The following is a 24,465-nucleotide window of genomic DNA, read 5'->3' on the forward strand; positions in this document are numbered from 1 at the left end:
GAGGCGGTCCACGCCAGCCCAAAACGCAAAGCTCAGACCAGCCGCAGCCCCTTGGCTACCGTATCCCGCCGCAAGGCGCCGCGCGCGGCGGTGGCAATATCTCCGGCCTGCAAGCCAGCCCATTCATACATCTGCGACGGCGCCGCCTGATCAATGAACTGATCGGGCAGAACCATGGTGCGGATCGCGCGACCCCGCTCCAACTGCCCAGATCCCGCCAGATAATGCAGGACCAATGCACCAAAGCCGCCGGTGCTGCCCTGCTCTATCGTGATCAGTGCCTCGTGCCCCTCGATCAGCGTATCAATCAGCGCATGGTCCAGCGGCTTGGCAAAGCGCGCATCGGCCACGGTCACACTGATCCCTTCAGCCTCCAGCAACTCTGCCGCCACCAGCACCTCGGACAGATGTGCACCGAACGACAGCAGGGCCACGTCACTGCCCTGCCGCAGCACACGGCCTTTGCCGATCTCCAACGGATGGCCGCGTTCGGGCATCTCGACACCCATGCCCTCGCCGCGCGGATAGCGAAACGCGATCGGCCCGCTGTCATGCGCGACCGCTGTTGCGATCATGTGGCACAGGTCGGCCTCGTCACCGCAGGCCATCACAGTCATATTGGGCAGGTTGGCAAGGAAAGCCACATCAAAGGCCCCGGCATGGGTCGCCCCGTCCTGTCCCACCAACCCGGCCCGGTCGATGGCAAAGCGCACGGGCAGGTTTTGCAACGCCACATCATGCACGATCTGATCATATCCACGTTGCAGGAAGCTGGAGTAAATCGCGCAGAACGGCTTCATGCCTGATGCCGCCAGCCCCGCAGCAAAAGTCACACCATGCTGCTCGGCAATGCCCACATCAAACACCCGCGCCGGAAAGCGCCGCGCCATCATATCCAGCCCCGTGCCACCCGGCATGGCGGCGGTGATCCCCACCACGCGCGGATCGCGTGCGGCCTCGTCCGTCAGGCGCTGCCCGAACACGCTTGTATAGCTTGGCGCATTGGACTTTGACTTGACCTGCGCGCCGGTCGCCACGTCGAATTTGGCAACCCCGTGATACTTGTCATCCGCGCCCTCGGCAGGCGCATAGCCCTTGCCCTTGACCGTCACCGCATGGATCAGTACCGGCCCCGTCGCCCGCGCCCGTGCCGCGCGCAAGGTGGCCAGCAGTTGTGGCATGTCATGGCCATCGACCGGGCCGATATAGGTAAAGCCGAACTCCTCGAACAAGGTGCCACCGCCCGGCATCCCCGTCACCATCTGACGCGCGCGGCGTGCGCCGTCGCGGATACCGCCCGGCAAATGCGCCTCGACCCCTTCGGCCACGGCTTTCAGCGTGGCCAGCGGGCCTTTTACGGCGATATCGTTGAGGTATTTCTGCAAGGCCCCTACAGGTGGCGCGATGCTCATGTCGTTATCGTTCAGGATCACGAACATCCGGCTTTTAAGATGGCCCGCGTGGTTCATCGCCTCATAGGCCATGCCGGCGGTGATGGCGCCGTCCCCGATCACCGCAATCGTATCGCCTACCGGCATGCCGCATTCACGCCCCACCGCAAAGCCAAGCGCCGCAGAAATCGAGGTGCTGGAATGGGCCGCGCCAAAGGGGTCGTATTCAGACTCCGCCCGTTTGGTGAACCCCGACAGCCCCCCCGCCTGGCGCAAGGTCAGCATCCGATCGCGCCGACCGGTCAAAATCTTGTGCGGATAGCACTGGTGGCCCACATCCCAGATCAGCTTGTCCATCGGCGTGTTGAACACCGCATGAATGGCGACCGTCAGCTCGACCACCCCCAAAGATGACCCAAGGTGCCCGCCTGTGCGGCTGACGACCTCAATGGTTTCGCGTCGCAACTCATCGGCCAGCAGCTTCAACTCGGCATCGGTCAGCGCCTTGAGGTCGGCGGGGCCGGACACCCGGTCAAGGGTCGGGGTGTGAATGCTATGCTCGCTCATGGTCGCGTCCTCCAAAGCGGTGATGCCTTGGCCCGCTCAGGGGCCAAAAGACAAAAAAGTGCCGTATGGATCACCTCCACACGGCACCAGGTCCCTGTCGCCAACAGGAAGGGAACCGGGCTGTGGTTGTGCCCCGGATCCGGACCGGCTTTATGGCCCGAATATGGTTGGCACGGGCGGCGAACCGCCCGCGCGCAAAGCTCAGGCCAGATCGTTGCCCTGAACTGTCAGCGGTTGTTCAAGGCTGGATCTTGGCATCGGGTCCGGGGTCTGGCGGCTTTCCTCGGGCAGCAAGAGCCCGATGGCATAGATCACGCCGAAAAAGATCCCGATCCCCAGCAAACACACTCCAGCCAGAAAGGCCCCCCACACCATTTGGCCAAAGGCCCAGGTGCGCAGGCGGATTGTCGGGTTCTCATCCTGATAAAACGGTTTGTCAGACATAGTATCCCCTCAATCCAGCGGTGCGTAGCCGTGGTCCTGTGCCCAGACAAACCAGTTGTCCACCACAGTTCCGGTCAACAAAATCCCGATCCCGCCAGTCAGCGTCACCAGAACGGCAAACCACCAGGCCCAACGGTGAATTCCTTCCATCGTGGCGTTGAACCCCATGGTCCAGCGCCAGAACAGGGCCGCCCGTTCCGATGCCGTGCCACGGTCCACGATCTGTTCCAGCTCGCGGTCACCGCCGAAGCGGGAGACGGCAAGAATGGTTGCCCCGTGCATGGCAAACAGCAGGGCTGATCCATACAGGAACACAATCGAAAGCGCGTGGAACGGGTTATAGAACAGGTTGCCGTAGGTCAGGCTGAACAGGTTGGTCCAGTCCAGATGGCTGAAGATGCCATAAGGCACGGCATGGCTCCACGATCCCATCAGGATCGGACGGAACAGGCCCAGCACCAGAAACAACCAGATGGCAGAGGCAAAGGCCCAGGCCACATGCTTGCCCATCCCAAGGGCTTCAGCGCGCAGATAGGTGCGCACCCACCAGGCGCAGACACTGATCAGCAAGAAGAAACTGGCAATGATCCACAACCCGCCTTCGGCAATCGGCGCAAAGCCAAGGCCGTATTCTTCGGCCGGTGGTTCCAGACTGAACCAGAACAGATCGCGCAGGAACACAGCCGGGTTCAACCCCGCCTGATACCAGAACCATGCGCCTACGGTCATGAACCAGATGGCACCAGCCGCCAAAGAGATCACACCCATGGTGCCCAGATAGATCGGCCCCAGCTGCGCGTTGCCAAGCCAGCCTGCAAGGTTGGAAAAGCTGGCCCCTTTGGTGCGGTTGAACAACTCAACGCCCTCGACCATGCCCATTTCAGGCTCGGCGCGCACTTGGACCTGAGTGAAGATGTTTTGATACTCAGCCATTTACGCCTCCCTCAATATTGGCCCACCAAGGCAGGTTCAGCCACCAGTCCCACCAGACGACCCATTGGTCGAACCAGATGGTCCCGGAAATCACGATACAGATTGCCGACCAGAAACCCGCGTTCAGCGCCAGCAGCAGGCCCACACGGTGGATGCCAAGCGTGCCGACCGAATACCCGATCAGATCGCGGAAATAGGTGTCTTCATGATCCGGGGTGCGCATTTCCTTGCCCTTTTCAGGGTTGGCCGCCGACAGGATCAGCGCGCCATGCAAGGACAGCGCTAAAGCCGTGGTGAAGAAAAAGCTTACCGCGATCATATGGGCCGGGTTGTAGTGGAAGTTGCCGTATTGATACCCGGTGTTTGACACCCAATCGAGGTGCGTCCAGATCCCGTAGGGAAAGGCATAGCCCCAGGCCCCCATCAGGACCGGACGGATGACCACCAGTGTCAGATAGGCGAAAATCGCGACACCAAAGGCCACAGGCACATGAAAGCCCATGCCCAGCTTGCGGCAAATCTCGACCTCGCGCAGCGCCCAGGACACGAAAGCCCCGATCGCACAGATGGTGATAACCTGCCATAATCCGCCTTCACGCAGCGGTGCCGCGGCAAGGCCCATTTCAACAGGCGGTGGTGCAATAGAGATCAGCCAAGGGTTCCACGTTCCCTGAAGGCTTGCACCGTAAAAGATCAAAAGGGTGCCGAGGGCAGCAAAGAAAAAGCCCACGACTCCAAAGAAGCCGACGTAGAAAGGGCCGACCCAGAAGTCGAACAGGTTCCCGCCGACAAGCGTGCCGCCCGGCACGCGGTATTTTCGTTCGAAGCTGAGCAGTGCCATGCTTCCCTCTCCGCGTTTATGGAGGCGGTCCCGTCATGGGCAGGATGCGCCATGGGGGGCCGACTTGAATTTTGTTTGATGTCCGCGGGCGACCCGACCAGCGAGCCGCCCACGAGAGAGGCACGGATTACTCCGCAGCCACGCGGTTGTATTTCGCCGCTGCAATGTCGAACCAGTTGTAGGATGGGTTCGACAGCAGAACGAGATGGATCATCGCCGCCAACAGGAACAGGAAAACGCCCTGTGCCACGAAAACGCGACGGGGATCGAAGATCAGCCAGATTTTGTAAAATTTCGACATTGTGTGATCCTCCTCAGAACCAAGGGCGCCAGATGTAGACCGCCAGATGAGCAACCACGGCGATGGCTGTGAAAAGCCAAAGCCCGCTCATGTAAACGGAATGCAGTTCTTGCGCCTGCTCGTCGGTAAGACCTGTGAAGCTCAGGTCGGTTCTATCAGCCATGTTATCCTCCGGATTTGGAGACTGCCGCCGCAAACCCTGCGGCGTAGGTCACGGATCGGCGGAGTGCCTTTCCGAGTTTTTCACCCACCCACGATGATTTGCGGAGAGGCGAAGCGATGGCTTCCGACGGGCGCGGCGGAAGGAAAATCAGCCGGCCCCTCAGGGTCGGAATATCGCGGGCGTGATCGCCTTGGCCTCAAGCCAGGCGCGGGCCAGCGGCCCATGCACCGGCAGGCGCTGATGGCGGATCACAGACCAGGCCCAGGCCCCAAGGGACAAGGGCACTGCAACCATGAAGATCAGTGCGAAATACATGTAGAACTCGGCTTTTGGCGTGCGGTGCGCATGCCCGCCTGCGGTCTGGTCACTCATGTCGTGCCTCCCTTGCTGTCTTGCGTCTCGGACTTGCGGGCATCCCCGCGCAGACCTTCGACAAATTCGATAATTACCCGCTCGGCCCCATGGTCGAGCGCGGCCTTTTCCGCTGCATCCCGGAGGGATTTGGCGGCAGATATCCGGGTCAACACCGGATGTTCGGAAACGATGCGATCAAGGGCTGCCTGCGCATCTAGATCCCACGGAAAATCGCGCCGCAGCGTGGTCGGCGTGGCGGCTGCCGAGTCCATATCGGTGCCCAAGGGCAGGATGTGGAACAGGGCTTCAAACAGACCGTTGCAGACCTCCTGCAAGATCCAGACCGCGCCCGCATAGCCCATGAACGGCGTGCCGGTGTGGCGCCGGATAGCGGCCCCCGGAAAACTTGCGGCAATGAAACTGGGGGCCGGGCCATGCCCGCCCTTGAGTTCCGCCAGATACATCTTCTCGTTGATCGACCCCATCACGATCAGAGGGCGGTGCTTTTTCAGATCGGCCCGCACCGCTTCGTTATTGGTCTTCTTGCCCGCCACACGGGAAACCGCAAAAGCGCAAGGCAGGCCAAGGTCGTCTTCCAGATACGCCCGCACGCCGCGCGCATAGGTTTCATTGGCGACGATGGCGAAACTGGCGGTGGCAAAGAAATCCTGCGTGACGGACCGCCACAAATCCCACACTGGCTTGAGCGTCGAGTGTTTTTCACGCTCGATGAATGGTTCCGGGTCAAGCCCCAAGAGTTCGCCCAGGGTGCGCAGGAATTTGGTTGTCGATTCAAGGCCAAAGGGTGCTTGCAGGTAGGGCTTGCCCAGAACCTCGGCCAGACCCCGGCCAAATTCGCGGTACATGACGATGTTGACATCAGCATTCACCAGATTGCGCATCTCGGCCAGATGAGCGCCAAGCGGCATCACCATGTTGACCTGCGCGCCCATGCCCTCAATCAGACGGCGGATCTCGTAGAGGTCCGACGCCATGTTGAAGGTGCCATACATCGGGCCAAGGATGTTGACGCGAGGCTTGTCACCGGGTTCGCGCTTTTTCTCCAGCGGCATCCGGCCCTTGGTCATGCCAAATTCGGTGAAGATCCAGGTCATCGCCCGGTCAGCACATTGCCATTGGTCCTCATCAATGGTGCGCGGCAGGAAGCGTTGAATATTGGTGCCAGCAGGCGTGACCCCGCCGCCGATCATCTCGGCAATCGAGCCCGTGACCACAACAGCCGGCAGCGCCGGATCCAGCGTTTTCCACGCCCGCGCCATCGACGCTTCGGTGCCCGATGACATCTCATCCTCGGCCAGACCGGTGACGACGATGGGCAACTCATGCGGCGGCAGCGCGTCGGTGTAGTGCAGAACCGAGGTCACGGGCAGGTTTTCGCAGCCCACCGGGCCGTCGATGACCACCTGCAAGCCTTTGACAGCGCAAAAAGCGTAGATCGCCCCCCAGTAGCCGCCTGCCCGGTCGTGATCCTGCACTAACATGCGGACCTCCCCGCGCAGCGCGCGCAACATGAGTATTTTTGCCAAGATGAAAGCGGAGTGGTCAAATCATCTCCTCCGCTTTTGCGGCGCGGGCCAGCTTGTCGAGTTTCTTTTGATGTGCGGCGCGGAAATCGGGGCGCAGATTGGGCGCGCCCTCCCAGATGCCAGCGGTGTCGCCGGTGCCCACACCTTCAAAGAAGGCTTTCATGCCAATCATCCGGGCCTTGTTGCCCATGGCAGCGTTAATGACCTGCGCCAGCGACCCAGCCCCTGCCGGGCCCATCAACGGGCGCGCAGAGATGAGGTTGGTGAAGTAAAGTGCTGGAATTCCAAGCTCTTTGGCTTTTTGCACAACTGGCGTTGTGCCGATGGCGAGATCAGGTTGGAAGCCCTCCATCGCGGCGCAATCGTCCTCCAGGCTGGCGCGGAACTTTACCGCGACGCCCTTGTCGGCAAGCCATGCACGGTCGGCCTCGCTCCAGTCGGTGCGGGCGCAGGCGGTGCCGACGTAAGCCACATCTGCGCCGCTTTCGATCAGTAAGCGCGCGACCAGAAGTTCGGAACCCTCATAGCCCGACAGCGTGATCCGACCTTTGATCGGGTTGGCGGCGAGCGCAGATTTGATGGCGCCACCAAAGGCGTTCTGGGCGGCGATGATCTTTTCGGGTGCCACATCATAGGCTTCGCCGATGTTTTGCAGCCATGCCATCGTGCCGTCATAGCCCACTGGGGCCGAGCCAACGACAGTACGGCCTGCGGCCTGAAACTCGCGGACGGCGGCGGAATAGAATGGGTGGATTGCAGCCACGACCTTGGAATCAAGCGCCGCATACAGCTCGCGCCATTCGCGGCAGGGCACCACAGGACCGGCGGCAAGGCCCATCGGGGCCAGCATCGCACCGATCATCATCGGATCAGCCGGGAACATCTCGCCCAACAGGGCCACCGTCGGGCGATCCGAGCGGCCTTGCGCAGGGGCGGCCACAGGGCCTGCCATGATCTCGGCCCGGGCATAGGCAAGCATTGCGCCCGCCAACACATCCTTGGCCTCGGCATGGGTGGGCACGCCAAAGCCGGGCACGTCGATGCCCACAATGCGCACGCCGTTGATTTCATTGGGCAACAGCCGCAGCGGCACGCCGCTGGCGGTTGGCACGCACAGGTTGGTCACCACGACCGCATCATAGCGGTCTGGGTCGGCCAGCTCGTGCACCGCGTCGCGGATGTCTTCAAACAGCTTGCCAGTCACCAACGATTCCGAGTTGAAGGGCACATAGCCCACCGACCTCCGCGCGCCGTAGAAATGCGACACGAACGTCAGCCCATAGACGCAGCAGGCAGACCCTGACAGCACCGTCGCCACCCGCCGCATACGCAGGCCCACGCGCAAGCTGCCGAAGGCCGGGCACATGGATTGCGGTTTATCATGGGGGCCTTGCGGGTAATCTTTCGCGTAACGGTTGAGAAGTTCAGAGTTCCCGGCCGCCCGTGCTGCCTCTTGCATCGCGCCCGCTCCGGCATGGCACCCCTGGCCGTCCAGTGATGGCAGGGCTTGCCCTGTCACCGGGGGCTGGTCGGGGGCGGCATGGCGGATGCTGGTCATTTCGACCCCGCCTTGCGCTGCATGTCGCGCAGCGCCGCTTCGATTTTTGCTAAGGTGTCGAGATCAAACATTGTCATACACCACTTCCAGCGAGGCTTTCACATTGGCGAACTTGCCGCGCATGTCGGCGTCGGTGGCCGGGGTCAGCACAAAATCGGCGCCGGTGTGTTCAGCACTGAACAGGTTCAGCAAGCCGTCCTGGGTCAGGGGTGCAGGCCGCACCGGGGGGGCGATGCCGACGGCGGTGGCAAGGTCGGCAAACATCGGGCCCCATTGCGACTCGTAGCTGCCAACAATTTGATAATTCGCGGATTTCTTGCGCAGGTCATCATCTTGCGGAATGGCGGCCAGCACCGGAATCTTGACCGCTTCGGCAAAGGCCGCAGCCTCGCCCGTGCCGTCATCCTTGTTGATGACCAACCCCGCAATGCCGACATTGCCTCCCAGACGCCGGAAATACTCCACCGCCGAGCAGACGTTGTTGGCGACATACAAGGATTGCAGATCGTTTGACGCGACAAGGATCACCTTTTGCGCCATGTCGCGGGCGATCGGCAGACCGAAGCCGCCGCAGACCACATCGCCTAGGAAATCCAAGAGGACATAGTCGAAATCCCAGTCGTGGAAGCCCAGCTTTTCCAGCAACTCAAAGCCGTGGATGATGCCGCGACCGCCGCAACCGCGGCCCACTTCCGGCCCGCCAAGTTCCATCGCAAAGACGCCGCCGCGTTTGAAGCAGACGTCGCCAATCTTCACCTCTTCGCCCGCCAGTTTCTTCCGGGTCGAGGTCTCAATAATGGTCGGGCAGGCCTTGCCGCCGAACAAAAGCGAGGTCGTGTCAGACTTTGGATCACAGCCGATCAGAAGCACACGCTTGCCCATTTCGGCCATCATGTGGGACAGGTTGGCCAGCGTGAACGACTTCCCGATGCCACCCTTGCCATAGATCGCGATGATCTGGGTGTGCTTGGTAGGCTCGCCCTGCGGCACCTCAAGCGTTGGCTCTTCATGCGCTTCATCGCGCAGGCGGGCGTCGAAATCCTTCAGATTAGGGATATCAAGGGTCATGCTTGGCCGCTCCAGTCTAGGATCATCTTCAGGCAGGACGCGTCTTCAAAAGCCGTTTGGTAGGCCCCTGTTGCGTCACGTGCCGGACGGGTGTGGGTGATCAGGCCCGACAGCGACAAGGCGCCGCTTTCGATCAGGGTCCGCGTGGCGGTCAGGTCGTCGGCGTTCCATTCAGCGGCGATGCGAAAGCGCGCCTCGCGCATGAACGCGGGCGGGAAGGCGAAGGCGACTGGTTCGGTATAGAACCCGGCCAGCACAATCTCGCCGCCTTTGGCCAGACGCATCACCAATTGGTCCAGCAGACCGGGCGCGCCACTGGCATCGTAAATTGCGCGATAATCGCGGCGGGTATCATCGGCGGGGTCGATCACATCATAGCCGATCGCGCCGTCGCGGCGGGCGGGGTTTGTGTCCCACACGGTTGGCGCAGGCGCACCGGCGGCGACAGTCAACCGCGCAAGCAGGCGGCCAAGGGTGCCATGCCCCACGATCAAATCGGGCAACGCGGTATTGAAGCCAGCAAGGGCATGGCGCGCGGTTGCGGCAAGAGCCAGAAGCGCGCCGGTCGCGCCCATGCTGCGGTCCATCCGGGCGACCCGCGATGCAGGCGTTACCAGATGGCGCGACGCGCCACCAAACAGCCCCCGCACATTGGCGGTATAACAATTGGCCCCCGGCACGAACACATGCTCGCCCACCCGGTAGCCGCTTTCAGGGGCGGCCTCGACCACCTCACCAAAGGATTCGTAGCCGGGCACAAGCGGATAGCCCATGCCCGGAAACGGCGGCATTGTGCCGGACCAGAACAGCTTTTCCGTGCCGGTAGAGATGCCGGAATGCGAAACCTCGACCACCAGATCACCTGCTGTCGGGGCGGTAAGGCCCAACGTGCCAAGTCCCAGATCGCGGGGGCCGGACAGGATGACAGCGGTTGTTCTCACGTGGTGGCCTCCCCTTCCCGTCCCTTCGCGACATAGAGTCGCAGATGGCCGGGCTCTTTGCGTTATGTGTAAGTTTAACCTTACAATCGCCAGTGTCAATTTAAATGGACACATTTTTGGCAGATAGGCGCGCGGGGCGTTGAAAATATCGGCAGCCCTTAGCCCGCCGACCGTTCAGCGGTGATTGCCGAGGTCACATAAGGCCGTGGACCGGGCAAAGACCGCACCGCCGTAAACCCGGCGGCGGCAAGCAAGTCCGCAATGTCGGCAGCAGACCGCGTGCGCCCGGTCTGCATCGCCAAAGTGTAAACTGCAAAATACACATCGGTGGCCGGATCAGGGCGAGCGCCGCCGGACATGGGTTCGGAAATTATCACTCGCCCACCGGGTGGCAAAGCGGCATGAACCTGCGCCAGAAGGGCCGCCACAGTGGCATCGGCATGGTCATACAGCACCCGGATCAGGCTGATCGCGTCAGCGCCGCGTGGCAACGGATCGTCGCGAAAACTGCCCGGATACACAGTCAGGCGTTGCAAGGCTGGCGCGCCACTGACCACGGCGGGCAGGTCAAACAACGTCAGATCCAGCTTGGGATATTGCGCTTGGACCGCCTGCAAAAACGCCCCCGTGCCGCCACCCACATCCATCAGATGCCGGGTGCCGGACAGGTTGACCAACCGCAGGGTGTCGGCAGCAACCAGCGCCTGACTGTCAGCCATCAATTGGCTGTAGCGCGCGGCAAGCGTGGGGTCAGCCGCGCCACCCGCACCGAAAACATAGGGCCAGAACCGCGCCAGTTCCGGCTGGGTATCCCCCCTGAAAAACGCCACCGGATCGGTCAGGTCGCGGTACAGGACATCATGGTGGCGCACCATAGCCTCTAGCCCCGGCACGGTCAGAAAGGCCCCTCCGCGTGGGGTCAGATGCCACGCCCCGCGCGCAAATCGCAGCAGCTTCAGCGCCGCCCCGGCTTGCAGCAATATCGCCATGCGCGGCTCTGGCACCCCCGCCAGCAGGCCAAGCGCCGGGGTCGTCGCAGCCCCGTCGGCCAGCCTGTGCAGCACGCGCAGTTCAACCAGCGCCAGCAGGGTCTGCGATTGCACAAAGCCCGACACCACATCGAAAAGCGCTCGCCCTTCAGCGCGCGACTTCAACCTAAGGCCCGGAATACGTTCAATAATAGCATGAAATTTTGGCGACATCGCAACCCGTGTCAGCCATCCCGGCCCTGATCTGCGCGCCCGGACTGGCCCCTGCAAGGGCAGATCGGCCATGGCTTAGCCCTTGGCGGCGGTCAGCCGCGCCGGGGTCATCTTTTCGGCATAGGCGCGGACCATCTTGGCCAGCATCGCCTCGCCCGGACAGGCCGGGATCGACGCAATCGCGCCGCCAAGAATATCACGCAAATGGGCCACCGCACCAGAAACGCCCAGTTCGGCCACCGCCGAGGGGCGGCCATGCGCCGCGTCCTGCCCGGCAGGTTTGCCCATATCCTCGACACCCAGAAGCGCGTCCTTCAGATCGTCGGCAACCTGAAACGCCGACCCGATCCGCGCGCCCAGTTCTTCCCACGGTTCGGCATCCTGACCCGCAGCAATGGCCCCCATCTGGGTGGCCGCAATGAACAGCGCGCCGGTCTTGGCGCGGTGATAGGCGTCAAGGTTGATCTGCGTCTCGCTCTCCCAGCCCTGGCCTGCGCAGATGCCAAGCGGCATGCCCGTGCGCTGCGCCAGATGCGACACCAGCCGCAACGCGCGGTCGGGCGCATTGCCCCCCGCACGCGCCAGCACCTCAAACGCCAGCACGATCAGACTGTCGCCCGCCAGCACCGCCAAAGGCTCGCCAAAGGCGCGGTGCACGGTCGCCTTGCCGCGCCGCACATCGGCATTGTCAAAGGCGGGCAGGTCATCATGGACAAGGCTGGCGCAATGGATCAGCTCTAGCGCGGCCGCCGCCGCATCGGTCAGGCCGGGGTGGTCGTCGCCACAGGCCAGCGCCACCGACATCAGAATCGTAGGTCTGATCCGCGCGCCGCCCGGAAACACCGCATAGGGCAAAGCCGCCCCGAGTCGCGGCGGGGCCGCGCCCGATTGCGCTATCGCCATCGCCTGCATCATCGCCGCTTCAATCCGCCCGTCCAGTGCCATGCGCCGCCCCTTACTGACGTTGTATCGGCCTTATCGTGGCAGTCTGCGTCGCATGTGTAAACTAAAACTTACACTTCGATGTCATTTACTATGGACAACCGCCGCCACCCGGCCAAAATGGGCCAATGGATCACCGCGACACAGCGCCTGAAACAGCCCCCGAAGCCGCCATCGTCATCGGTGCGGGGATGGGAGGCCTTGCGTCAGCCATCCGGCTGGCGGCGATGGGGCTGGCGGTCACGGTCGTCGACACTTGTGATGTGCCCGGCGGCAAGGCCCGCGCCCTGCCCTCTGCTGCGGGTCCGGTCGATGCCGGCCCCACCGTGCTGACCATGCGCGCCGAATTTGACGCGCTGTTCGCGCTTGCCGGTCAGCGCCTTGACGACCACGTCACCCTGATCGCGCAACCCATCCTCGCCCGGCACTGGTGGAAAGACAGCCCCACGCTGGACCTGTTCGCGGACCATGCCGCGAACATCGAGGCGATCAACAGCTTTGCCGGCCCGCGTGAGGCCGCCGCCTTTGCCCACTTTGATGCACAGGCGCAGGGGTTGCTGGCCGCGTTTGATGCGCCCGTGATGCGCGCGGCCAAACCCGATCTGGCTGCCATTGCCCGCACAGCAGTTCGCCATCCCCGGCTTTGGCCAGCCCTGCTGCCCGGCATGTCGCTGGAGCGTCTGCTGAAGCTGCACTTCCGCGATCCGCGGCTTGTGCAACTGTTTGCCCGCTATGCAACTTACGTCGGCGGCCGCCCCCGTCATGCACCGGGTGTTCTTGCCCTGATCTGGCGGGCCGAGGCGGCGGGCGTCTGGGCGGTGGCAGGCGGCATGCACAGCCTTGCGGCTGCCCTCGCCCGCCTTGCCGAAAGCATGGGCGTCAGATTTCACTACGCCACACAAGCGCGCCGGATCGTCACCCAAGGCGGCCGCGTGACAGGCGTTCAGATCGAAGGCGGGCGCACCCTGCCCTGCCGTCACTGCGTCTTTAACGGCGACCCCGCTGCACTGACAGCCGGGCTGCTGGGCGACGCCGCCCGCAGCGCCATCGCCGTCACCACCACCAGGCCCCGCAGCCTGTCCGCCTTTGTCTGGGCCTTTGCTGCAACCCCCCATGGCGCGGATCTGACCCATCACAACGTGTTTTTCACCGATGACCCAAAGGCCGAATTCGGCCCGATCGGGCGCGGCCAGATGCCCGAAAAACCCACGCTGTACCTGTGCGCGCAGGACCGCACACCCCTCCCCCCCCAAGGGCTGGAACGGTTCGAGATTATCCTGAACGCCCCCGCAGGCGCCCTGCCCCCGTCAGACGAGGAACACCAATGCTACCAGCGCACCTTCCCCCGACTCAAAGCCTTCGGGCTGACCTTCTCGCCCAATCCGCAGGCGCACACCCTGACAACTCCGACCGATCTGGCGCGGCTCTACCCCGCATCGGAGGGGGCGATCTATGGCCGCTCGCCCGAGGGGCTGATGGCCGCGTTCCAGCGTCCGACGGCCCGGACGCGGCTTCCGGGACTGGTGCTGGCGGGCGGGGGGGCGCATCCGGGGGCGGGCGTGCCGATGGCGGCCCTCTCCGCGCGGCACGCGGCCGAGGCGATCAGGCAGGACCGGATTTCCGCGTCAACGTCGGCCCCGACGGCTACGCATGGTGGTATATCGACGGGGTCAGCGAAGACGGCACGCGCGCGGTTTCGGTAATCGGCTTCATCGGCTCGGTGTTCTCGCCGTGGTATCGCTGGTCGGGCCGGCGCGACCCGGAAAACCACTGCTGCATCAATGTCGCGACCTATGGTCCCGGCAGCCGCTTCACCATGACCGACCGCGGCCGCCCCGCCTTGCGCCGCGATGCCGCTACGTTCGAGGTCGGCCCCAGTAAAATGCACTGGACCGGCAGCCAGTTGATCATCGACATCAATGAATGGGGCGCGCCACCGATGGTGACGCCAGTGCGCGGCCAGATCATCCTGACCCCGCAAGCGGTAACGGGGGCCGAGGTGCTGCTGACCGCCGACGCAAGCCACATCTGGCGCCCCTTTGCCCCCACGGCGCATATCTCGGTCAACCTGACCCAAGGCCATCAATGGCAGGGGCACGGCTATTTCGACGCCAATTTCGGCACCCGCGCGCTGGAGGATGATTTCGATTTCTGGACATGGGGACGCTTTCCCATGAAAGACCGCGCTTTGTGCATCTATGACGCCACCCGCCGCGATGGCACCAGATTGGACCTTGCGGTGGAAATCGACGGCACCGGTCAGGTGCGCGAAGTCACAGCCCCGCCCCGCACCCGCTTTGCCCGCAGCATGTGGCAGGTAAAGCGCGAAACCCGCGCCGATGCGGGCACAATACCGCGCCAACGCCTGAACATGCTCGACGCGCCGTTCTACTCGCGCAGCCTTGTCGAGACCCGCCTGAACGGAGAGTCCACAACCGGCGTTCACGAAGCGCTTGACCTGATCCGCTTTCGCCAACCGCTCCTGAAACCCATGCTTGCGGTGCGTGTCCCGCGCCGCAAAGGCTGGACCTTTCTAGACTGACACTTGGCACAGGCGCAGGCCTGCCATTGCTGCTTTGAAAATACTCCCGCGCGGAGCGCATCCGCCGCTTCACCCCGCGCTGGCGCCCGGATTGCGCAGATACACCGAAGCGTTCAGCGCCCCTGCGATGGTCACCCACAACAGGTAGGGCGCAATCAGATAGCCCGCGGCCGAATCAATCTGCCAGAACGCCGCCAGCGTCGCCGCAACCGCAACCCAAAGCAGGCTCAGCACCACCAGCCCCGCCCGAATCCGCCGCAAGCCAAAGAACACCGGCGTCCACAATGTGTTCAGTGCGATCTGCACTGCCCAAAAGGCAAGCGCCTGCCCTGTCCGGTCATCCGCCCCGGCCAGCATCGCCACCCGCATCGCAGCCACACTCATACTGATATACAAGATCGTCCAGGCCACCGGGAACATCCAGTCCTTCGGCGTCCACCACGGTTTGCTCAGCCCCTGATACCACGCGCCGGGCTGAAACATCGCCCCCGTCGCCGCCGCTGCCCCGCAGGCCGCCAGATAGGTGAAAAATAGCGGAAAATCCATGATCGGCCCCTTTTGTTACCTGTTATCTAACCCGCTCGCCCCAAAGCGCAAGCCAATGCATGCGTCGCACCAGGCCCGCGCCGGCGCTGCAATACCGGGCCCTGACCCCAAAAACCCCGCAACTGCCCTCTGGAAACCAGACTGTCTTTACGGTAACCGGGCGACATGACCCAAGAGATCACGCTCCGCCGCCCCGATGACTGGCACCTGCACCTGCGCGACGGTGCAATGCTGCAAGGGGTGCTGCCCGAAACCGCCCGCCATTTTGCGCGCGCAATCATCATGCCAAACCTGGTGCCGCCGGTGGTGACCGGTGCGCAGGCGGCGCAATACCGCGACCGTATCCTTGCGGCCTTGCCCGAAGGCGCCAGCTTTCAACCGCTGATGACGCTGTATCTGACCGAGTCGACCGATGCGGAAGATGTCGCCGCGGCCCATGCCTCGGGCCTGGTCAAGGCGGTCAAACTCTACCCTGCAGGGGCCACGACGAATTCCCACGGCGGAGTGCATGACGTGGATAAAGTCATGCCCGTGCTGGAGAAAATGGCACAGATCGGCCTGCCGCTGTGCGTGCATGGCGAAGTCACAGACCCGCAGGTCGATATCTTTGACCGCGAAGCCGTCTTCATTGACACGGTTCTGGACCCATTGCGCCGCCGCCTGCCCTCCTTGCGGGTGGTGATGGAACATATCACGACACAAGACGGCGCCGACTACGCCCGTGACGGCGGCCCGAACCTCGGCGCCACGATCACCACGCATCACCTGATCATCAACCGCAACCACATGCTGGTGGGGGGCATCAAGCCCCATTACTATTGCCTGCCGGTGGCCAAGCGCGAGAAACACCGCCTCGCGCTCCGCGCCGCCGCCACATCGGGCGCGGGCCGGTACTTTCTTGGCACCGATTCCGCCCCGCATGTCGATGCGCTCAAAGAACATGCCTGCGGCTGCGCCGGATGCTTCACGGCCACCAACACCATGGCTCTGCTCGCCCATGTGTTTGAAGAAGACGGTGCGCTTGACCGGCTGGAGGATTTTGCCAGCCTCAACGGCCCGGCCTTCTATGGCCTTCCGGCGAACGAGGCCTGCATCAGACTTGTCAAACATGACAGCCCGCAACACTGGCCCGAGAAAATCTTTACCGAGGCCGGCCCCGTCACCGTCTTCAACCCCGGCTACCCGGTCCATTGGTCTGTGGAAGCCTGATCTCATCGTGGCGACAAATACTCCCGCCAGAGGCTCCTGCGGACAGGGCGGATGCCTTCGGCGGGAGTATTTGAGCCAAGATGAAATGCAGCGCGCAACAAGGATGATCCGATGATCCCCACCAGTTTCCCCCCCCGCGACGAGATCGCCCGCCTGACTGCCCGCGCCTTGCTGGAAATAAAGGCCGTGCATTTCAACGCCGAGACTCCCTTCACGCTGGCCTCTGGCCTGCCAAGCCCGACCTATATCGACTGCCGCAAGCTGATCTCTTATCCGCGCATCCGCTCGATGCTGATGGATTTCATGGCGGTGACGGTGATGCGCGACGCAGGGTTCGAGGCGTTCGACAACATCGCAGGCGGCGAGACGGCAGGCATCCCCTTTGCCGCGCTGGTGGCCGAGCGTCTGGCCCTGCCGATGACCTATGTGCGCAAAAAGCCAAAGGGCTATGGCCGCAACGCCCGGATTGAGGGCGCAATGGTGCCCGGCCAGCGCGTCTTGCTGGTCGAGGATCTGACCACCGATGGCGGCAGCAAGCTGTCGTTCGTCGATGCCATCCGCGAAACCGGGGCCACCTGCGCCCATACGGCGGTAATCTTTTACTACGGCATCTTCGAGGGCACCACAGAGCGTCTGGCCGAACATGGCGTCGCCTTGCACCATCTTTGCACCTGGTGGGATGTGTTGGCCGAGGCAAGGGCGCAAAGTGCCTTTGACGAGGCCACGCTCACCGAAGTCGAGGCATTTCTGAACGCCCCGCGTGCCTGGCAGGACGCCCGGCAAAAGTAACGCAGCGGCACGTCGGCGAAAACCTGCCACCGCCTCAAAAAGGCGGTGGGCAAGTCTGTGCAAGACGTGTGGACAACGGGTCGTTCGAATCGCAAAGCCGTGCTAATGTCACGCTTTGATCGCAACATCTTGTGGGCCAACCCGCGACAAGCGGCACCTTTAGCCGCGGCAGAATCTTTACACCGGGTTATCCACAGGGTTTTGCCCCGATTGCCACGACAGCACAAAACAGAGTAGCCCCGGATCAACACGGGGAGAAACAGGCAGCACATGAACGACGTCGCAAAGATTCGGGCCGACCTTCCCACGCCCCCCGCCGAGACAGATAGCCTTCCCCACAACATCGAGGCCGAGCAGCAGCTTCTGGGCGCCATCCTGACCAACAATGATGTCTATGACCGCATCGCCAGCACGGTGAAATCCGAGCATTTCTATGATCCGGTCCACCAGCGCATCTATGAAAAATCCGCAGCCCGCATCCAGAAAAACGCTCTCGCCAGCCCGGTCACGCTGAAGCCGTTCTTCGAGGATGACGACGGTCTCAAGGAACTCGGCGGCCCCGCATACCTTGTGCGTCTGGCAGGGGCCGCGATCAGCGCCTATGCGGCGCGCGATTACGCCCAGATGATCTATGACCTCGCCGTACGTCGCGAGCTTATCTCGCTTGGCAAAGACATCTCCGCCCGCGCGGCCAAGGTCGACATGGCCTCGGAGCCGCGCGAACAGATCACCGACGCCGAACAGCGGCTGTACAAACTGGGCGAACAGGGCGTGGCCGAGCGCGGCTTTCAGTCCTTCCTCAAAGCCGTCACCGATGCGGTGAACGTCGCCAACGCAGCCTACCAGCGCGGCGGCGGCCTTGCGGGCATCTCAACCGGCCTCACCGATCTCGACAAGAAACTCGGGGGCCTGCACGAATCCGACCTGTTGATCCTGGCGGGTCGCCCGTCGATGGGCAAAACCTCGCTGGCCACCAACATCGCCTTCAACATTGCCAAGGCTTATAAACGCGGCCGCAAACCCGACGGCCACGAGGGCGCGGTCGAGGGCGGCGTTGTCGGCTTCTTTTCCCTCGAGATGAGCGCCGAACAGCTGGCCGCGCGTATCCTGTCCGAGGCATCAGAAGTCCCGTCTGAACAGATCCGCCGCGGTGACATGACCGAAACCGAATTCCGCCGCTTCGTCGAGGCCGCCAAGCAGTTGGAATCCTGCCCGCTCTACATCGATGACACCCCGGCCCTGCCGATCAGCCAGGTCGCCGCCCGCGCCCGCCGCCTGAAACGGACACACGGCCTTGATGTGCTGATGATCGACTACCTGCAACTTCTCAAAGGCTCGGCCAAAAGCTCCGAAGGCAACCGGGTGCAGGAAGTCTCGGAAATCACCCAAGGCCTTAAGGCCATCGCCAAGGAACTCAATATCCCCGTCATCGCGCTGTCGCAGTTGTCGCGGCAAGTCGAATCGCGCGAAGACAAACGCCCGCAACTGTCCGACCTGCGCGAATCCGGCTCGATCGAACAGGATGCAGATGTGGTGATGTTCGTCTACCGCGACGAATATTACAAAGAACGCGAAAAGCCCGGCGATCACGAGCTGGAAAAGATGGCTGCCTGGCAACAGATCATGGAACAGGTCCATGGCAAGGCCGAGGTGATCATCGGCAAACAACGCCACGGCCCGATCGGCAGCGTTGATCTCAGCTTCGAGGGCCGCTTCACCCGCTTTGGAAACCTCGCCAAACCCTGGCAAGGCGACGGACAAGATTACTGACTGCCCACCCCCCGATTGCTGCTTGCCAAATACTCCCGCCGGAGGCTTCCGCCCCCGCAGCCACACCCGCCGCGGCAATCCTTGCGCGCGGCAGCAGCGGGTGCGGGGGGCTCGATGCCCGCCGCACCCGCCCGCTTTCCGCCGAAATCCCGTTTTCCCCTTGACCGTAACCCCTGATCCGACAACAAACCCCCATGACAACAGCGACCCTCTCCATTGATCTTGATGCCATTGCCGCCAATTGGCGCGCGCTGGACCGTGCCTCGGCTTCGGGCGTGCAAACCGCGGCTGTGGTCAAGGCCGACGGTTATGGCCTTGGCATCACCCGCGTTGCCCGCGCGCTGGCACAGGCCGGCGCACGGCGGTTCTTTGTCGCTCTGGCCGAAGAAGGCGCAGCCCTGCGTCAGGCGATTGGTCCGGGGCCACAAATCTGCATCCTGTCCGGCCATATGGCCGGCGACACCGAAATGGTGCATGATCTTGACCTGACCCCGATGCTCAACGCTCTGGATCAGGTCACCCGCCATCTGGAAGCTTTGCCCGGTCTGCCCTTTGGCGTGCAGCTTGATACCGGGATGAACCGTCTTGGCATGGAGGAAGCGGAGTGGGAGGCGGTCGCCCCATTTGTGCTCGAGGCCGGGCCAGAGCTGATCATGTCGCATCTGGCCTGCGCGGATGAGCCGGACCATGCGTTGAACGATCTGCAACTGGCTACCTTTCATGCGATGACCGATGGCACCGGGGTGCCGCGCTCGCTTGCGGCCACCGGAGGCATCCTGCTTGGCCCCAAATACCACTTCGATCTGACCCGTCCCGGCATCGGCCTTTATGGCGGCCGCCCCTATGAGGGCGCCACTCGCGTGGTTGGCCTGTCCTTGCCGGTGATCCAGACCCGGATCGTCCAACCCGGCGAGGCGGTGGGCTATGGGTGCAGCTGGACCGCCGAGGCCCCGACGATGATCGCAACCCTGTCGGGCGGCTATGCCGACGGGCTGCTGCGCAGTCTGTCGAACAATGCCGTGTTGTGGGATGGCGATACGCCCTGCCCGCTGGTGGGTCGGGTCTCTATGGACCTTATCACCGTTGATATCAGCCACCTGTCCTATGTCCCGCGCAGCCTCGATATTCTTGGCCCGCATCAGACCGTGGACGATTTGGCCGATATCGCCGGCACCATCGGCTATGAAATCCTGACGTCGCTCAGCCAGCGCTACACCCGCCGGTATCAAGAGGGCGGAACGTGAGTCCTGCCCTTGGGTTGCGGGCTGTCGGCCGGCCTACTCTGGCAGCGCTTGCAGCCATCGGGCGCGTGGTGCTGTTTGCCGCGGCCACCCTTGGTCATTTGCTGCGTCCGCCGTTTTACTGGCGGGAATTAGGCACCCAGATCCTGCAAATCGGCTGGTTCAGCCTGCCTGTCGTCGGCCTGACAGCGCTGTTCACCGGCGGAGCGCTTGCGTTGCAGATCTATTCCGGGGGTGCGCGCTTCAACGCCGAGGCCGTGGTGCCCTCCATCGTCGCCATCGGCATGGTGCGCGAACTTGGCCCCGTGCTGGGCGGCCTGATGGTGGCCGCGCGGGTCGCCAGTTCCATTGCGGCCGAGCTTGGCACGATGAAGGTCACCGAACAGATTGATGCGCTGACCACGCTGTCGACCAACCCGATGAAATATCTTGTGGTGCCGCGCGTGCTTGCCGCCACCCTGACCGTTCCGGTTCTGGTCGGTGTCGGCGATGCCATTGGCATCATGGGCGGCTGGCTTGTCGGTGTGACGCGGCTCGACTTCAACTCGGTCACATATCTCAAAAACACCGTCGACTTTCTGGAGGTCTGGGATGTCGGCTCCGGCCTTGTGAAAGGCGCTGCCTTTGGCTTTATCGTGGCGCTGATGGGCTGCTATCACGGCATGAACTCGGGCCGCGGCGCGCAAGGTGTGGGCAAAGCGACAAAATCCGCCGTTGTGGCGGCAAGCGTGCTGATCCTCGCCGCCAATTACATGCTGACAGAGCTGTTTTTTACCTCATGATCACCCTCGCCTCCGTCACCAAATCCTTTGGCACAAACAACGTATTGCGCGGCGTTGATCTGACGATCGCCTCGGGCAAAAGCATGGTCATCATCGGCGGATCGGGCACCGGGAAATCGGTGCTCTTGAAATGCATTCTTGGGCTGGTCGAACACGATGCGGGCACCATCGCGCTGGACGGCCAGGACGTGCGCCGCGCCGAGCGTGATGCCTTCCTTGCCCGCTTTGGCATGTTGTTTCAGGGTGGCGCGCTGTTTGACAGTCTGCGGGTCTGGGAGAACGTCGCCTTTCGTCTGATGCGCGGGACCACCAAGCGACCAAAGGCCGAGGCGCGCGAAATTGCCGTTGAAAAGTTGCGCCGCGTTGGCCTTGGCAGCCAAGTGGCTGATCTTTACCCCGGCGAGTTGTCAGGCGGCATGCAAAAGCGCGTGGGCCTTGCCCGCGCCATTGCCGCCGAGCCAGAGATCATTTTCTTTGACGAACCCACCACCGGGCTTGACCCGATCATGGCCGGGGTGATCAATGATCTGATCCGCGAAATCGTGGTTGAAATGGGGGCAACGGCCATGACCATCACCCATGACATGAGCTCGGTCCGCGCCATTGCCGATGATGTGGCCATGCTGCACGAAGGCACGATCAAATGGACCGGCCCGGTATCACAGATGGACAGTTGCGCAGACCCCTATGTGCAGCAGTTCATCCATGGCCGGGCCAACGGCCCGATCAACGCTATCCGATAGGCGCGCAAGTTGGGCCCGGTCTTTCAAGCCGATCTGAGCTTTGTCTTTGAGCAACCGTCGATCTGGCGAAATCTGGTGCAAAGCCTGCTGATTGCCACACCGTTTGCGATTGCCTTGTCGGGCTATGCCACATGGCGCATCGGCGACCGTCGCGGGCTTTTGCTGATCTTTTGGGTGGCCGTCTATATGGTCTGGATGCTCTGGCCCCAGCCCCTTGCCCCCGAACTGGTGCTGCCGGGTCGGGTGGTATCAATCATCGGCTGGTTCTGGCTGATCTCGGCCTGGGGCCGTCAGGTCAAATGGCACGAACCTTTCCTTCTGGCCGCCAACAGTATCGTGGTGGCGTTCATGATTGCGCTGATCGTGACAACCGGCGTGGCCTTGTTCCGCGACATGATGGGATGGGACCAGCTGCTCTGACCGCCGGTCCGGCCATGCTCCTCAGCCTTTTCGGGCCACTTCGCTTGCCTGCCGCCAGCGATGAAAGTCGCAAGGCTTGAAGAGCGGCCCGGTTCCGCGCTAGGCAGGGCCATGAGCAAATCCTCCACCAGCTTTTCCTGCACAGCCTGCGGTGCCAGTTCCAAGAAATGGCAGGGCCGCTGCGACGCCTGCGGTGCATGGAACACCATCGTAGAGGAAGCCCCGTTGTCGGCTGGCCCCAAATCGCTGGGGGCCAAGGGCCGCACCATTGTGCTGACCGATCTGGCCACCGAAGAAGATCCGCCGCCGCGCGCCTCATCGGGCATAGACGAGCTGGACCGCGTGCTTGGCGGCGGTCTGGTGCCCGCCTCGGCCATTCTTGTGGGCGGAGATCCCGGCATCGGCAAGTCTACCTTGCTGTTGCAAGCCGCGGCAAGTTTTGCCCGCACGGGGCTGAAAGTCCTGTACATTTCCGGCGAAGAAGCCGCTGCCCAAGTGCGGATGCGCGCCCAGCGTCTGGGGCTGCAGGATGCCCCGGTCGGGCTTGGGGCTGAAACCAACCTGCGCGACATCCTGACCACACTGGACGCCGAACGCCCCGCGCTTGCGATCATCGATTCGATTCAGACCATGTGGCTGGATACGGTCGAAGCCGCTCCCGGTTCGGTGTCTCAGGTCCGCGCCGCTGCGCATGAATTGGTAACCTTTGCCAAAAAGCGCGGCGTGGCTGTCGTTCTGGTCGGCCATGTGACCAAAGAGGGCCAGATCGCAGGCCCGCGCGTGGTGGAACACATGGTCGATACGGTGCTTTACTTTGAGGGCGAGCGTGGCCACCAGTTCCGCATCCTGCGCGCGGTGAAAAACCGCTTTGGCCCGGCGGATGAAATCGGCGTGTTCGAGATGACCGGCAACGGGCTGGCGCAGGTCACCAACCCCTCGGCGCTGTTTTTGTCCGACCGCGACCGCCCTGCCCCCGGATCGGCGGTCTTTGCCGGAATCGAAGGCACGCGGCCCGTGCTGACCGAGATTCAGGCGCTGGTCGCGCCCTCCACCCTTGGCACGCCCCGGCGCACAGTTGTCGGCCTCGACTCAGGCCGGTTGTCGACGATTCTTGCCGTGCTGGAGGCGCGTTGCGGAATCCCCTTTGCCGGACTGGATGTCTTTCTGAACGTCGCAGGGGGCTTGCGCGTCAATGAACCTGCCGCCGATCTGGCCGTCGCTGCAGCACTTCTTTCCGCGCGAGAGGATGTGGCAATTCCGCCAGACATGGTGCTTTTCGGGGAAATCTCGCTCTCGGGTGCGCTGCGCCCGGTGGGGCAAACGGAAAACAGGTTGAAAGAAGCGTCGAAACTTGGTTTTCAGCAGGCAACCTTGCCCACGGGGTCGAAAACCGCGGGTGGAACAGATATGCGTTTGCGCGACATGCCCGATCTGACCGCCTTTGTTGGCGAGATGTTCGGCGCAGGCTGACGCGACACAAAGGAGCGGACGATGGAAGGCTTTACCTTGGTTGACGGGATCGTGGCGGGCGTGATTGTCCTGTCGGCGATCCTTGCCTATTCGCGCGGCCTTGTGCGTGAGGCGATGGCCATTGCAGGCTGGATCGGGGCCGCTGTTCTGGCCTTCATCTTCGCGCCCGCAGCCCAACCCCTGATCAAGGAACTGCCGGTGGTCGGCGATTTCTTGGGCGACAGTTGCGAATTGTCGATCATCGGCGCCTTCGCCGCCGTCTTCGCCGTGGGTCTTGTCATTGCCGCGCTGTTCACACCTTTGTTTTCCAGCTTTGTGCAACGCTCGGCCATTGGCGGCATAGATCAGGCGCTTGGTTTTCTGTTCGGCGTCGCGCGCGGGGTGATTCTGGTGGCGGTGGCCTTCATCGTCTACGACCGCGCTGTGGCGGCCAACACCATCCCCATGGTGGACAACTCGCGCTCGGCCAAGGTTTTCGCCAGCTTTCAGGCGAATATCGACGAGAGCATCCCTGCCGATGCGCCGGGCTGGATCGTCTCGCGCTATAACGACCTGACCGCCGCCTGTGCAGCCCCTGCGACCGTTCCCGCCGCGCAACCTGCCCCGGCTGGCAACTGACTTGCCGCATTGCAGCAGATCGGCTCTGCCTATTTGCTGCAATGCGCGTGACACTGCCGTGACCATGGCGTAAAGGGTGGCAA

General features: G+C 62.9%; 25 protein-coding genes. 11 read left to right on the forward strand and 14 right to left on the reverse strand.

Annotated elements, in window-relative coordinates:
- Positions 1 to 32: 32 nt before the first annotated feature.
- The 13 genes from dxs to Q8K08_RS08575 all read right to left on the reverse strand — a co-directional run bounded on the left by dxs (position 33) and on the right by Q8K08_RS08575 (position 12,255).
- Positions 33 to 1,958, reverse strand: a complete 1,926-nt coding sequence (dxs, locus tag Q8K08_RS08515) for a 1-deoxy-D-xylulose-5-phosphate synthase (protein ID WP_305249778.1) — start codon at positions 1,956 to 1,958, stop codon at positions 33 to 35.
- A 201-nt stretch (positions 1,959 to 2,159) separates the two neighbouring features.
- A complete protein-coding gene (pufX, locus tag Q8K08_RS08520) occupies positions 2,160 to 2,402 on the reverse strand; it encodes an RC-LH1 core complex protein PufX (protein WP_304803115.1) in 243 nt (80 codons plus the stop codon).
- A gap of 9 nt (positions 2,403 to 2,411) precedes the next feature.
- Positions 2,412 to 3,335 (reverse strand): photosynthetic reaction center subunit M, encoded by a 924-nt coding sequence (pufM, locus tag Q8K08_RS08525; protein ID WP_304803117.1) that lies wholly within the window; start codon positions 3,333 to 3,335, stop codon positions 2,412 to 2,414.
- Positions 3,328 to 4,176, reverse strand: a complete 849-nt coding sequence (gene pufL / locus Q8K08_RS08530) for a photosynthetic reaction center subunit L (protein ID WP_304803119.1) — start codon at positions 4,174 to 4,176, stop codon at positions 3,328 to 3,330. The genes pufM and pufL overlap by 8 nt, the downstream gene beginning before the upstream one ends.
- A gap of 127 nt (positions 4,177 to 4,303) precedes the next feature.
- On the reverse strand, positions 4,304 to 4,477 hold the full coding sequence (gene pufA, locus Q8K08_RS08535) for a light-harvesting antenna LH1, alpha subunit (RefSeq protein ID WP_304803121.1): 174 nt from the start codon (positions 4,475 to 4,477) through the stop codon (positions 4,304 to 4,306).
- Between the two features lie 13 nt (positions 4,478 to 4,490).
- Positions 4,491 to 4,640 carry a light-harvesting antenna LH1, beta subunit gene (gene pufB, locus Q8K08_RS08540; protein ID WP_100198094.1) on the reverse strand — a complete coding sequence of 50 codons (150 nt, stop codon included), beginning with the start codon at positions 4,638 to 4,640 and terminating at the stop codon, positions 4,491 to 4,493.
- Positions 4,641 to 4,799: 159 nt separating this feature from the next.
- Positions 4,800 to 5,012 carry a cytochrome PufQ gene (gene pufQ, locus Q8K08_RS08545; RefSeq protein WP_304803126.1) on the reverse strand — a complete coding sequence of 71 codons (213 nt, stop codon included), beginning with the start codon at positions 5,010 to 5,012 and terminating at the stop codon, positions 4,800 to 4,802.
- Positions 5,009 to 6,496, reverse strand: coding sequence for a chlorophyllide a reductase subunit Z (gene bchZ / locus Q8K08_RS08550; protein WP_304803128.1), 1,488 nt, complete (start codon positions 6,494 to 6,496; stop codon positions 5,009 to 5,011). Before bchZ ends, pufQ begins: the two co-directional genes overlap by 4 nt.
- Before the next feature lie 61 nt (positions 6,497 to 6,557).
- Positions 6,558 to 8,000, reverse strand: coding sequence for a chlorophyllide a reductase subunit Y (bchY, locus tag Q8K08_RS08555; protein ID WP_304803136.1), 1,443 nt, complete (start codon positions 7,998 to 8,000; stop codon positions 6,558 to 6,560).
- Positions 8,001 to 8,162: 162 nt separating this feature from the next.
- A complete protein-coding gene (locus Q8K08_RS08560) occupies positions 8,163 to 9,167 on the reverse strand; it encodes a chlorophyllide a reductase iron protein subunit X (RefSeq protein WP_304803130.1) in 1,005 nt (334 codons plus the stop codon).
- Positions 9,164 to 10,108 (reverse strand): chlorophyll synthesis pathway protein BchC, encoded by a 945-nt coding sequence (bchC, locus tag Q8K08_RS08565; RefSeq protein ID WP_305249780.1) that lies wholly within the window; start codon positions 10,106 to 10,108, stop codon positions 9,164 to 9,166. Before bchC ends, Q8K08_RS08560 begins: the two co-directional genes overlap by 4 nt.
- A gap of 158 nt (positions 10,109 to 10,266) precedes the next feature.
- Entirely contained in the window at positions 10,267 to 11,382 is a 1,116-nt protein-coding gene (locus Q8K08_RS08570) for a methyltransferase (protein ID WP_305249781.1), read from the reverse strand.
- 3 nt (positions 11,383 to 11,385) lie between these two features.
- Positions 11,386 to 12,255, reverse strand: coding sequence for a polyprenyl synthetase family protein (locus Q8K08_RS08575; protein WP_304798158.1), 870 nt, complete (start codon positions 12,253 to 12,255; stop codon positions 11,386 to 11,388).
- A gap of 125 nt (positions 12,256 to 12,380) precedes the next feature.
- Here Q8K08_RS08575 and crtD point away from each other — a divergent pair, with 125 nt between their 5' ends.
- Positions 12,381 to 13,955 (forward strand): 1-hydroxycarotenoid 3,4-desaturase CrtD, encoded by a 1,575-nt coding sequence (gene crtD, locus Q8K08_RS08580; RefSeq protein WP_305249782.1) that lies wholly within the window; start codon positions 12,381 to 12,383, stop codon positions 13,953 to 13,955.
- A complete protein-coding gene (crtC, locus tag Q8K08_RS08585; RefSeq protein WP_304798161.1) occupies positions 13,913 to 14,794 on the forward strand; it encodes a carotenoid 1,2-hydratase in 882 nt (293 codons plus the stop codon). Before crtD ends, crtC begins: the two co-directional genes overlap by 43 nt.
- 69 nt (positions 14,795 to 14,863) lie before the next feature.
- On the opposite strand, the gene Q8K08_RS08590 is transcribed toward crtC, so the two are convergent.
- Positions 14,864 to 15,340: a TspO/MBR family protein gene (locus Q8K08_RS08590; protein WP_304798155.1), complete on the reverse strand. Its 477-nt coding sequence runs from the start codon at positions 15,338 to 15,340 to the stop codon at positions 14,864 to 14,866.
- A 165-nt stretch (positions 15,341 to 15,505) separates the two neighbouring features.
- Between Q8K08_RS08590 and pyrC the strand changes: the two genes are divergently transcribed.
- From pyrC to Q8K08_RS08635, 9 genes are all read left to right on the forward strand, one after another.
- On the forward strand, positions 15,506 to 16,549 hold the full coding sequence (gene pyrC, locus Q8K08_RS08595; protein WP_305249783.1) for a dihydroorotase: 1,044 nt from the start codon (positions 15,506 to 15,508) through the stop codon (positions 16,547 to 16,549).
- A 111-nt stretch (positions 16,550 to 16,660) separates the two neighbouring features.
- Entirely contained in the window at positions 16,661 to 17,338 is a 678-nt protein-coding gene (locus tag Q8K08_RS08600; RefSeq protein WP_305249784.1) for an orotate phosphoribosyltransferase, read from the forward strand.
- 270 nt (positions 17,339 to 17,608) lie between these two features.
- Positions 17,609 to 19,108, forward strand: coding sequence for a replicative DNA helicase (locus Q8K08_RS08605; protein WP_305249785.1), 1,500 nt, complete (start codon positions 17,609 to 17,611; stop codon positions 19,106 to 19,108).
- A gap of 194 nt (positions 19,109 to 19,302) precedes the next feature.
- Positions 19,303 to 20,352, forward strand: coding sequence for an alanine racemase (alr, locus tag Q8K08_RS08610; protein WP_305249786.1), 1,050 nt, complete (start codon positions 19,303 to 19,305; stop codon positions 20,350 to 20,352).
- Positions 20,349 to 21,131, forward strand: coding sequence for an ABC transporter permease (locus tag Q8K08_RS08615; RefSeq protein WP_304800890.1), 783 nt, complete (start codon positions 20,349 to 20,351; stop codon positions 21,129 to 21,131). The genes alr and Q8K08_RS08615 overlap by 4 nt, the downstream gene beginning before the upstream one ends.
- Entirely contained in the window at positions 21,128 to 21,874 is a 747-nt protein-coding gene (locus Q8K08_RS08620) for an ABC transporter ATP-binding protein (RefSeq protein WP_305249787.1), read from the forward strand. The genes Q8K08_RS08615 and Q8K08_RS08620 overlap by 4 nt, the downstream gene beginning before the upstream one ends.
- A 9-nt stretch (positions 21,875 to 21,883) precedes the next feature.
- Complete coding sequence (locus Q8K08_RS08625) at positions 21,884 to 22,294, forward strand: hypothetical protein (RefSeq protein WP_304800897.1); 411 nt, start codon at positions 21,884 to 21,886, stop codon at positions 22,292 to 22,294.
- A gap of 111 nt (positions 22,295 to 22,405) precedes the next feature.
- Positions 22,406 to 23,764 (forward strand): DNA repair protein RadA, encoded by a 1,359-nt coding sequence (radA, locus tag Q8K08_RS08630; RefSeq protein ID WP_305249788.1) that lies wholly within the window; start codon positions 22,406 to 22,408, stop codon positions 23,762 to 23,764.
- Between the two features lie 21 nt (positions 23,765 to 23,785).
- Positions 23,786 to 24,382 carry a CvpA family protein gene (locus Q8K08_RS08635; RefSeq protein ID WP_304797602.1) on the forward strand — a complete coding sequence of 199 codons (597 nt, stop codon included), beginning with the start codon at positions 23,786 to 23,788 and terminating at the stop codon, positions 24,380 to 24,382.
- Positions 24,383 to 24,465: the final 83 nt, after the last annotated feature.

The organism is Pseudotabrizicola sp., from assembly GCF_030684215.1.
Classification (GTDB): Bacteria; Pseudomonadota; Alphaproteobacteria; order Rhodobacterales; family Rhodobacteraceae; genus Pseudotabrizicola.

What these genes read in the sequence shown, in the direction of transcription:
- bchZ (WP_304803128.1), bottom strand. Translation starts at nt 6,496, where the DNA reads ATGTTAGTGCAGGATCACGACCGGGCAGGCGGCTACTGGGGGGCGATC.
- Q8K08_RS08560 (WP_304803130.1), bottom strand. Translation starts at nt 9,167, where the DNA reads ATGACCCTTGATATCCCTAATCTGAAGGATTTCGACGCCCGCCTGCGC.
- Q8K08_RS08605 (WP_305249785.1), top strand. Translation starts at nt 17,609, where the DNA reads ATGAACGACGTCGCAAAGATTCGGGCCGACCTTCCCACGCCCCCCGCC.
- Q8K08_RS08600 (WP_305249784.1), top strand. Translation starts at nt 16,661, where the DNA reads ATGATCCCCACCAGTTTCCCCCCCCGCGACGAGATCGCCCGCCTGACT.
- pufX (WP_304803115.1), bottom strand. Translation starts at nt 2,402, where the DNA reads ATGTCTGACAAACCGTTTTATCAGGATGAGAACCCGACAATCCGCCTG.
- Q8K08_RS08635 (WP_304797602.1), top strand. Translation starts at nt 23,786, where the DNA reads ATGGAAGGCTTTACCTTGGTTGACGGGATCGTGGCGGGCGTGATTGTC.
- radA (WP_305249788.1), top strand. Translation starts at nt 22,406, where the DNA reads ATGAGCAAATCCTCCACCAGCTTTTCCTGCACAGCCTGCGGTGCCAGT.
- Q8K08_RS08620 (WP_305249787.1), top strand. Translation starts at nt 21,128, where the DNA reads ATGATCACCCTCGCCTCCGTCACCAAATCCTTTGGCACAAACAACGTA.
- pufB (WP_100198094.1), bottom strand. Translation starts at nt 4,640, where the DNA reads ATGGCTGATAGAACCGACCTGAGCTTCACAGGTCTTACCGACGAGCAG.
- crtD (WP_305249782.1), top strand. Translation starts at nt 12,381, where the DNA reads ATGGATCACCGCGACACAGCGCCTGAAACAGCCCCCGAAGCCGCCATC.
- pufA (WP_304803121.1), bottom strand. Translation starts at nt 4,477, where the DNA reads ATGTCGAAATTTTACAAAATCTGGCTGATCTTCGATCCCCGTCGCGTT.
- pufM (WP_304803117.1), bottom strand. Translation starts at nt 3,335, where the DNA reads ATGGCTGAGTATCAAAACATCTTCACTCAGGTCCAAGTGCGCGCCGAG.
- alr (WP_305249786.1), top strand. Translation starts at nt 19,303, where the DNA reads ATGACAACAGCGACCCTCTCCATTGATCTTGATGCCATTGCCGCCAAT.
- pufL (WP_304803119.1), bottom strand. Translation starts at nt 4,176, where the DNA reads ATGGCACTGCTCAGCTTCGAACGAAAATACCGCGTGCCGGGCGGCACG.
- pyrC (WP_305249783.1), top strand. Translation starts at nt 15,506, where the DNA reads ATGACCCAAGAGATCACGCTCCGCCGCCCCGATGACTGGCACCTGCAC.
- pufQ (WP_304803126.1), bottom strand. Translation starts at nt 5,012, where the DNA reads ATGAGTGACCAGACCGCAGGCGGGCATGCGCACCGCACGCCAAAAGCC.
- Q8K08_RS08575 (WP_304798158.1), bottom strand. Translation starts at nt 12,255, where the DNA reads ATGGCACTGGACGGGCGGATTGAAGCGGCGATGATGCAGGCGATGGCG.
- Q8K08_RS08570 (WP_305249781.1), bottom strand. Translation starts at nt 11,382, where the DNA reads ATGGCCGATCTGCCCTTGCAGGGGCCAGTCCGGGCGCGCAGATCAGGG.
- Q8K08_RS08590 (WP_304798155.1), bottom strand. Translation starts at nt 15,340, where the DNA reads ATGGATTTTCCGCTATTTTTCACCTATCTGGCGGCCTGCGGGGCAGCG.
- bchY (WP_304803136.1), bottom strand. Translation starts at nt 8,000, where the DNA reads ATGCAAGAGGCAGCACGGGCGGCCGGGAACTCTGAACTTCTCAACCGT.
- dxs (WP_305249778.1), bottom strand. Translation starts at nt 1,958, where the DNA reads ATGAGCGAGCATAGCATTCACACCCCGACCCTTGACCGGGTGTCCGGC.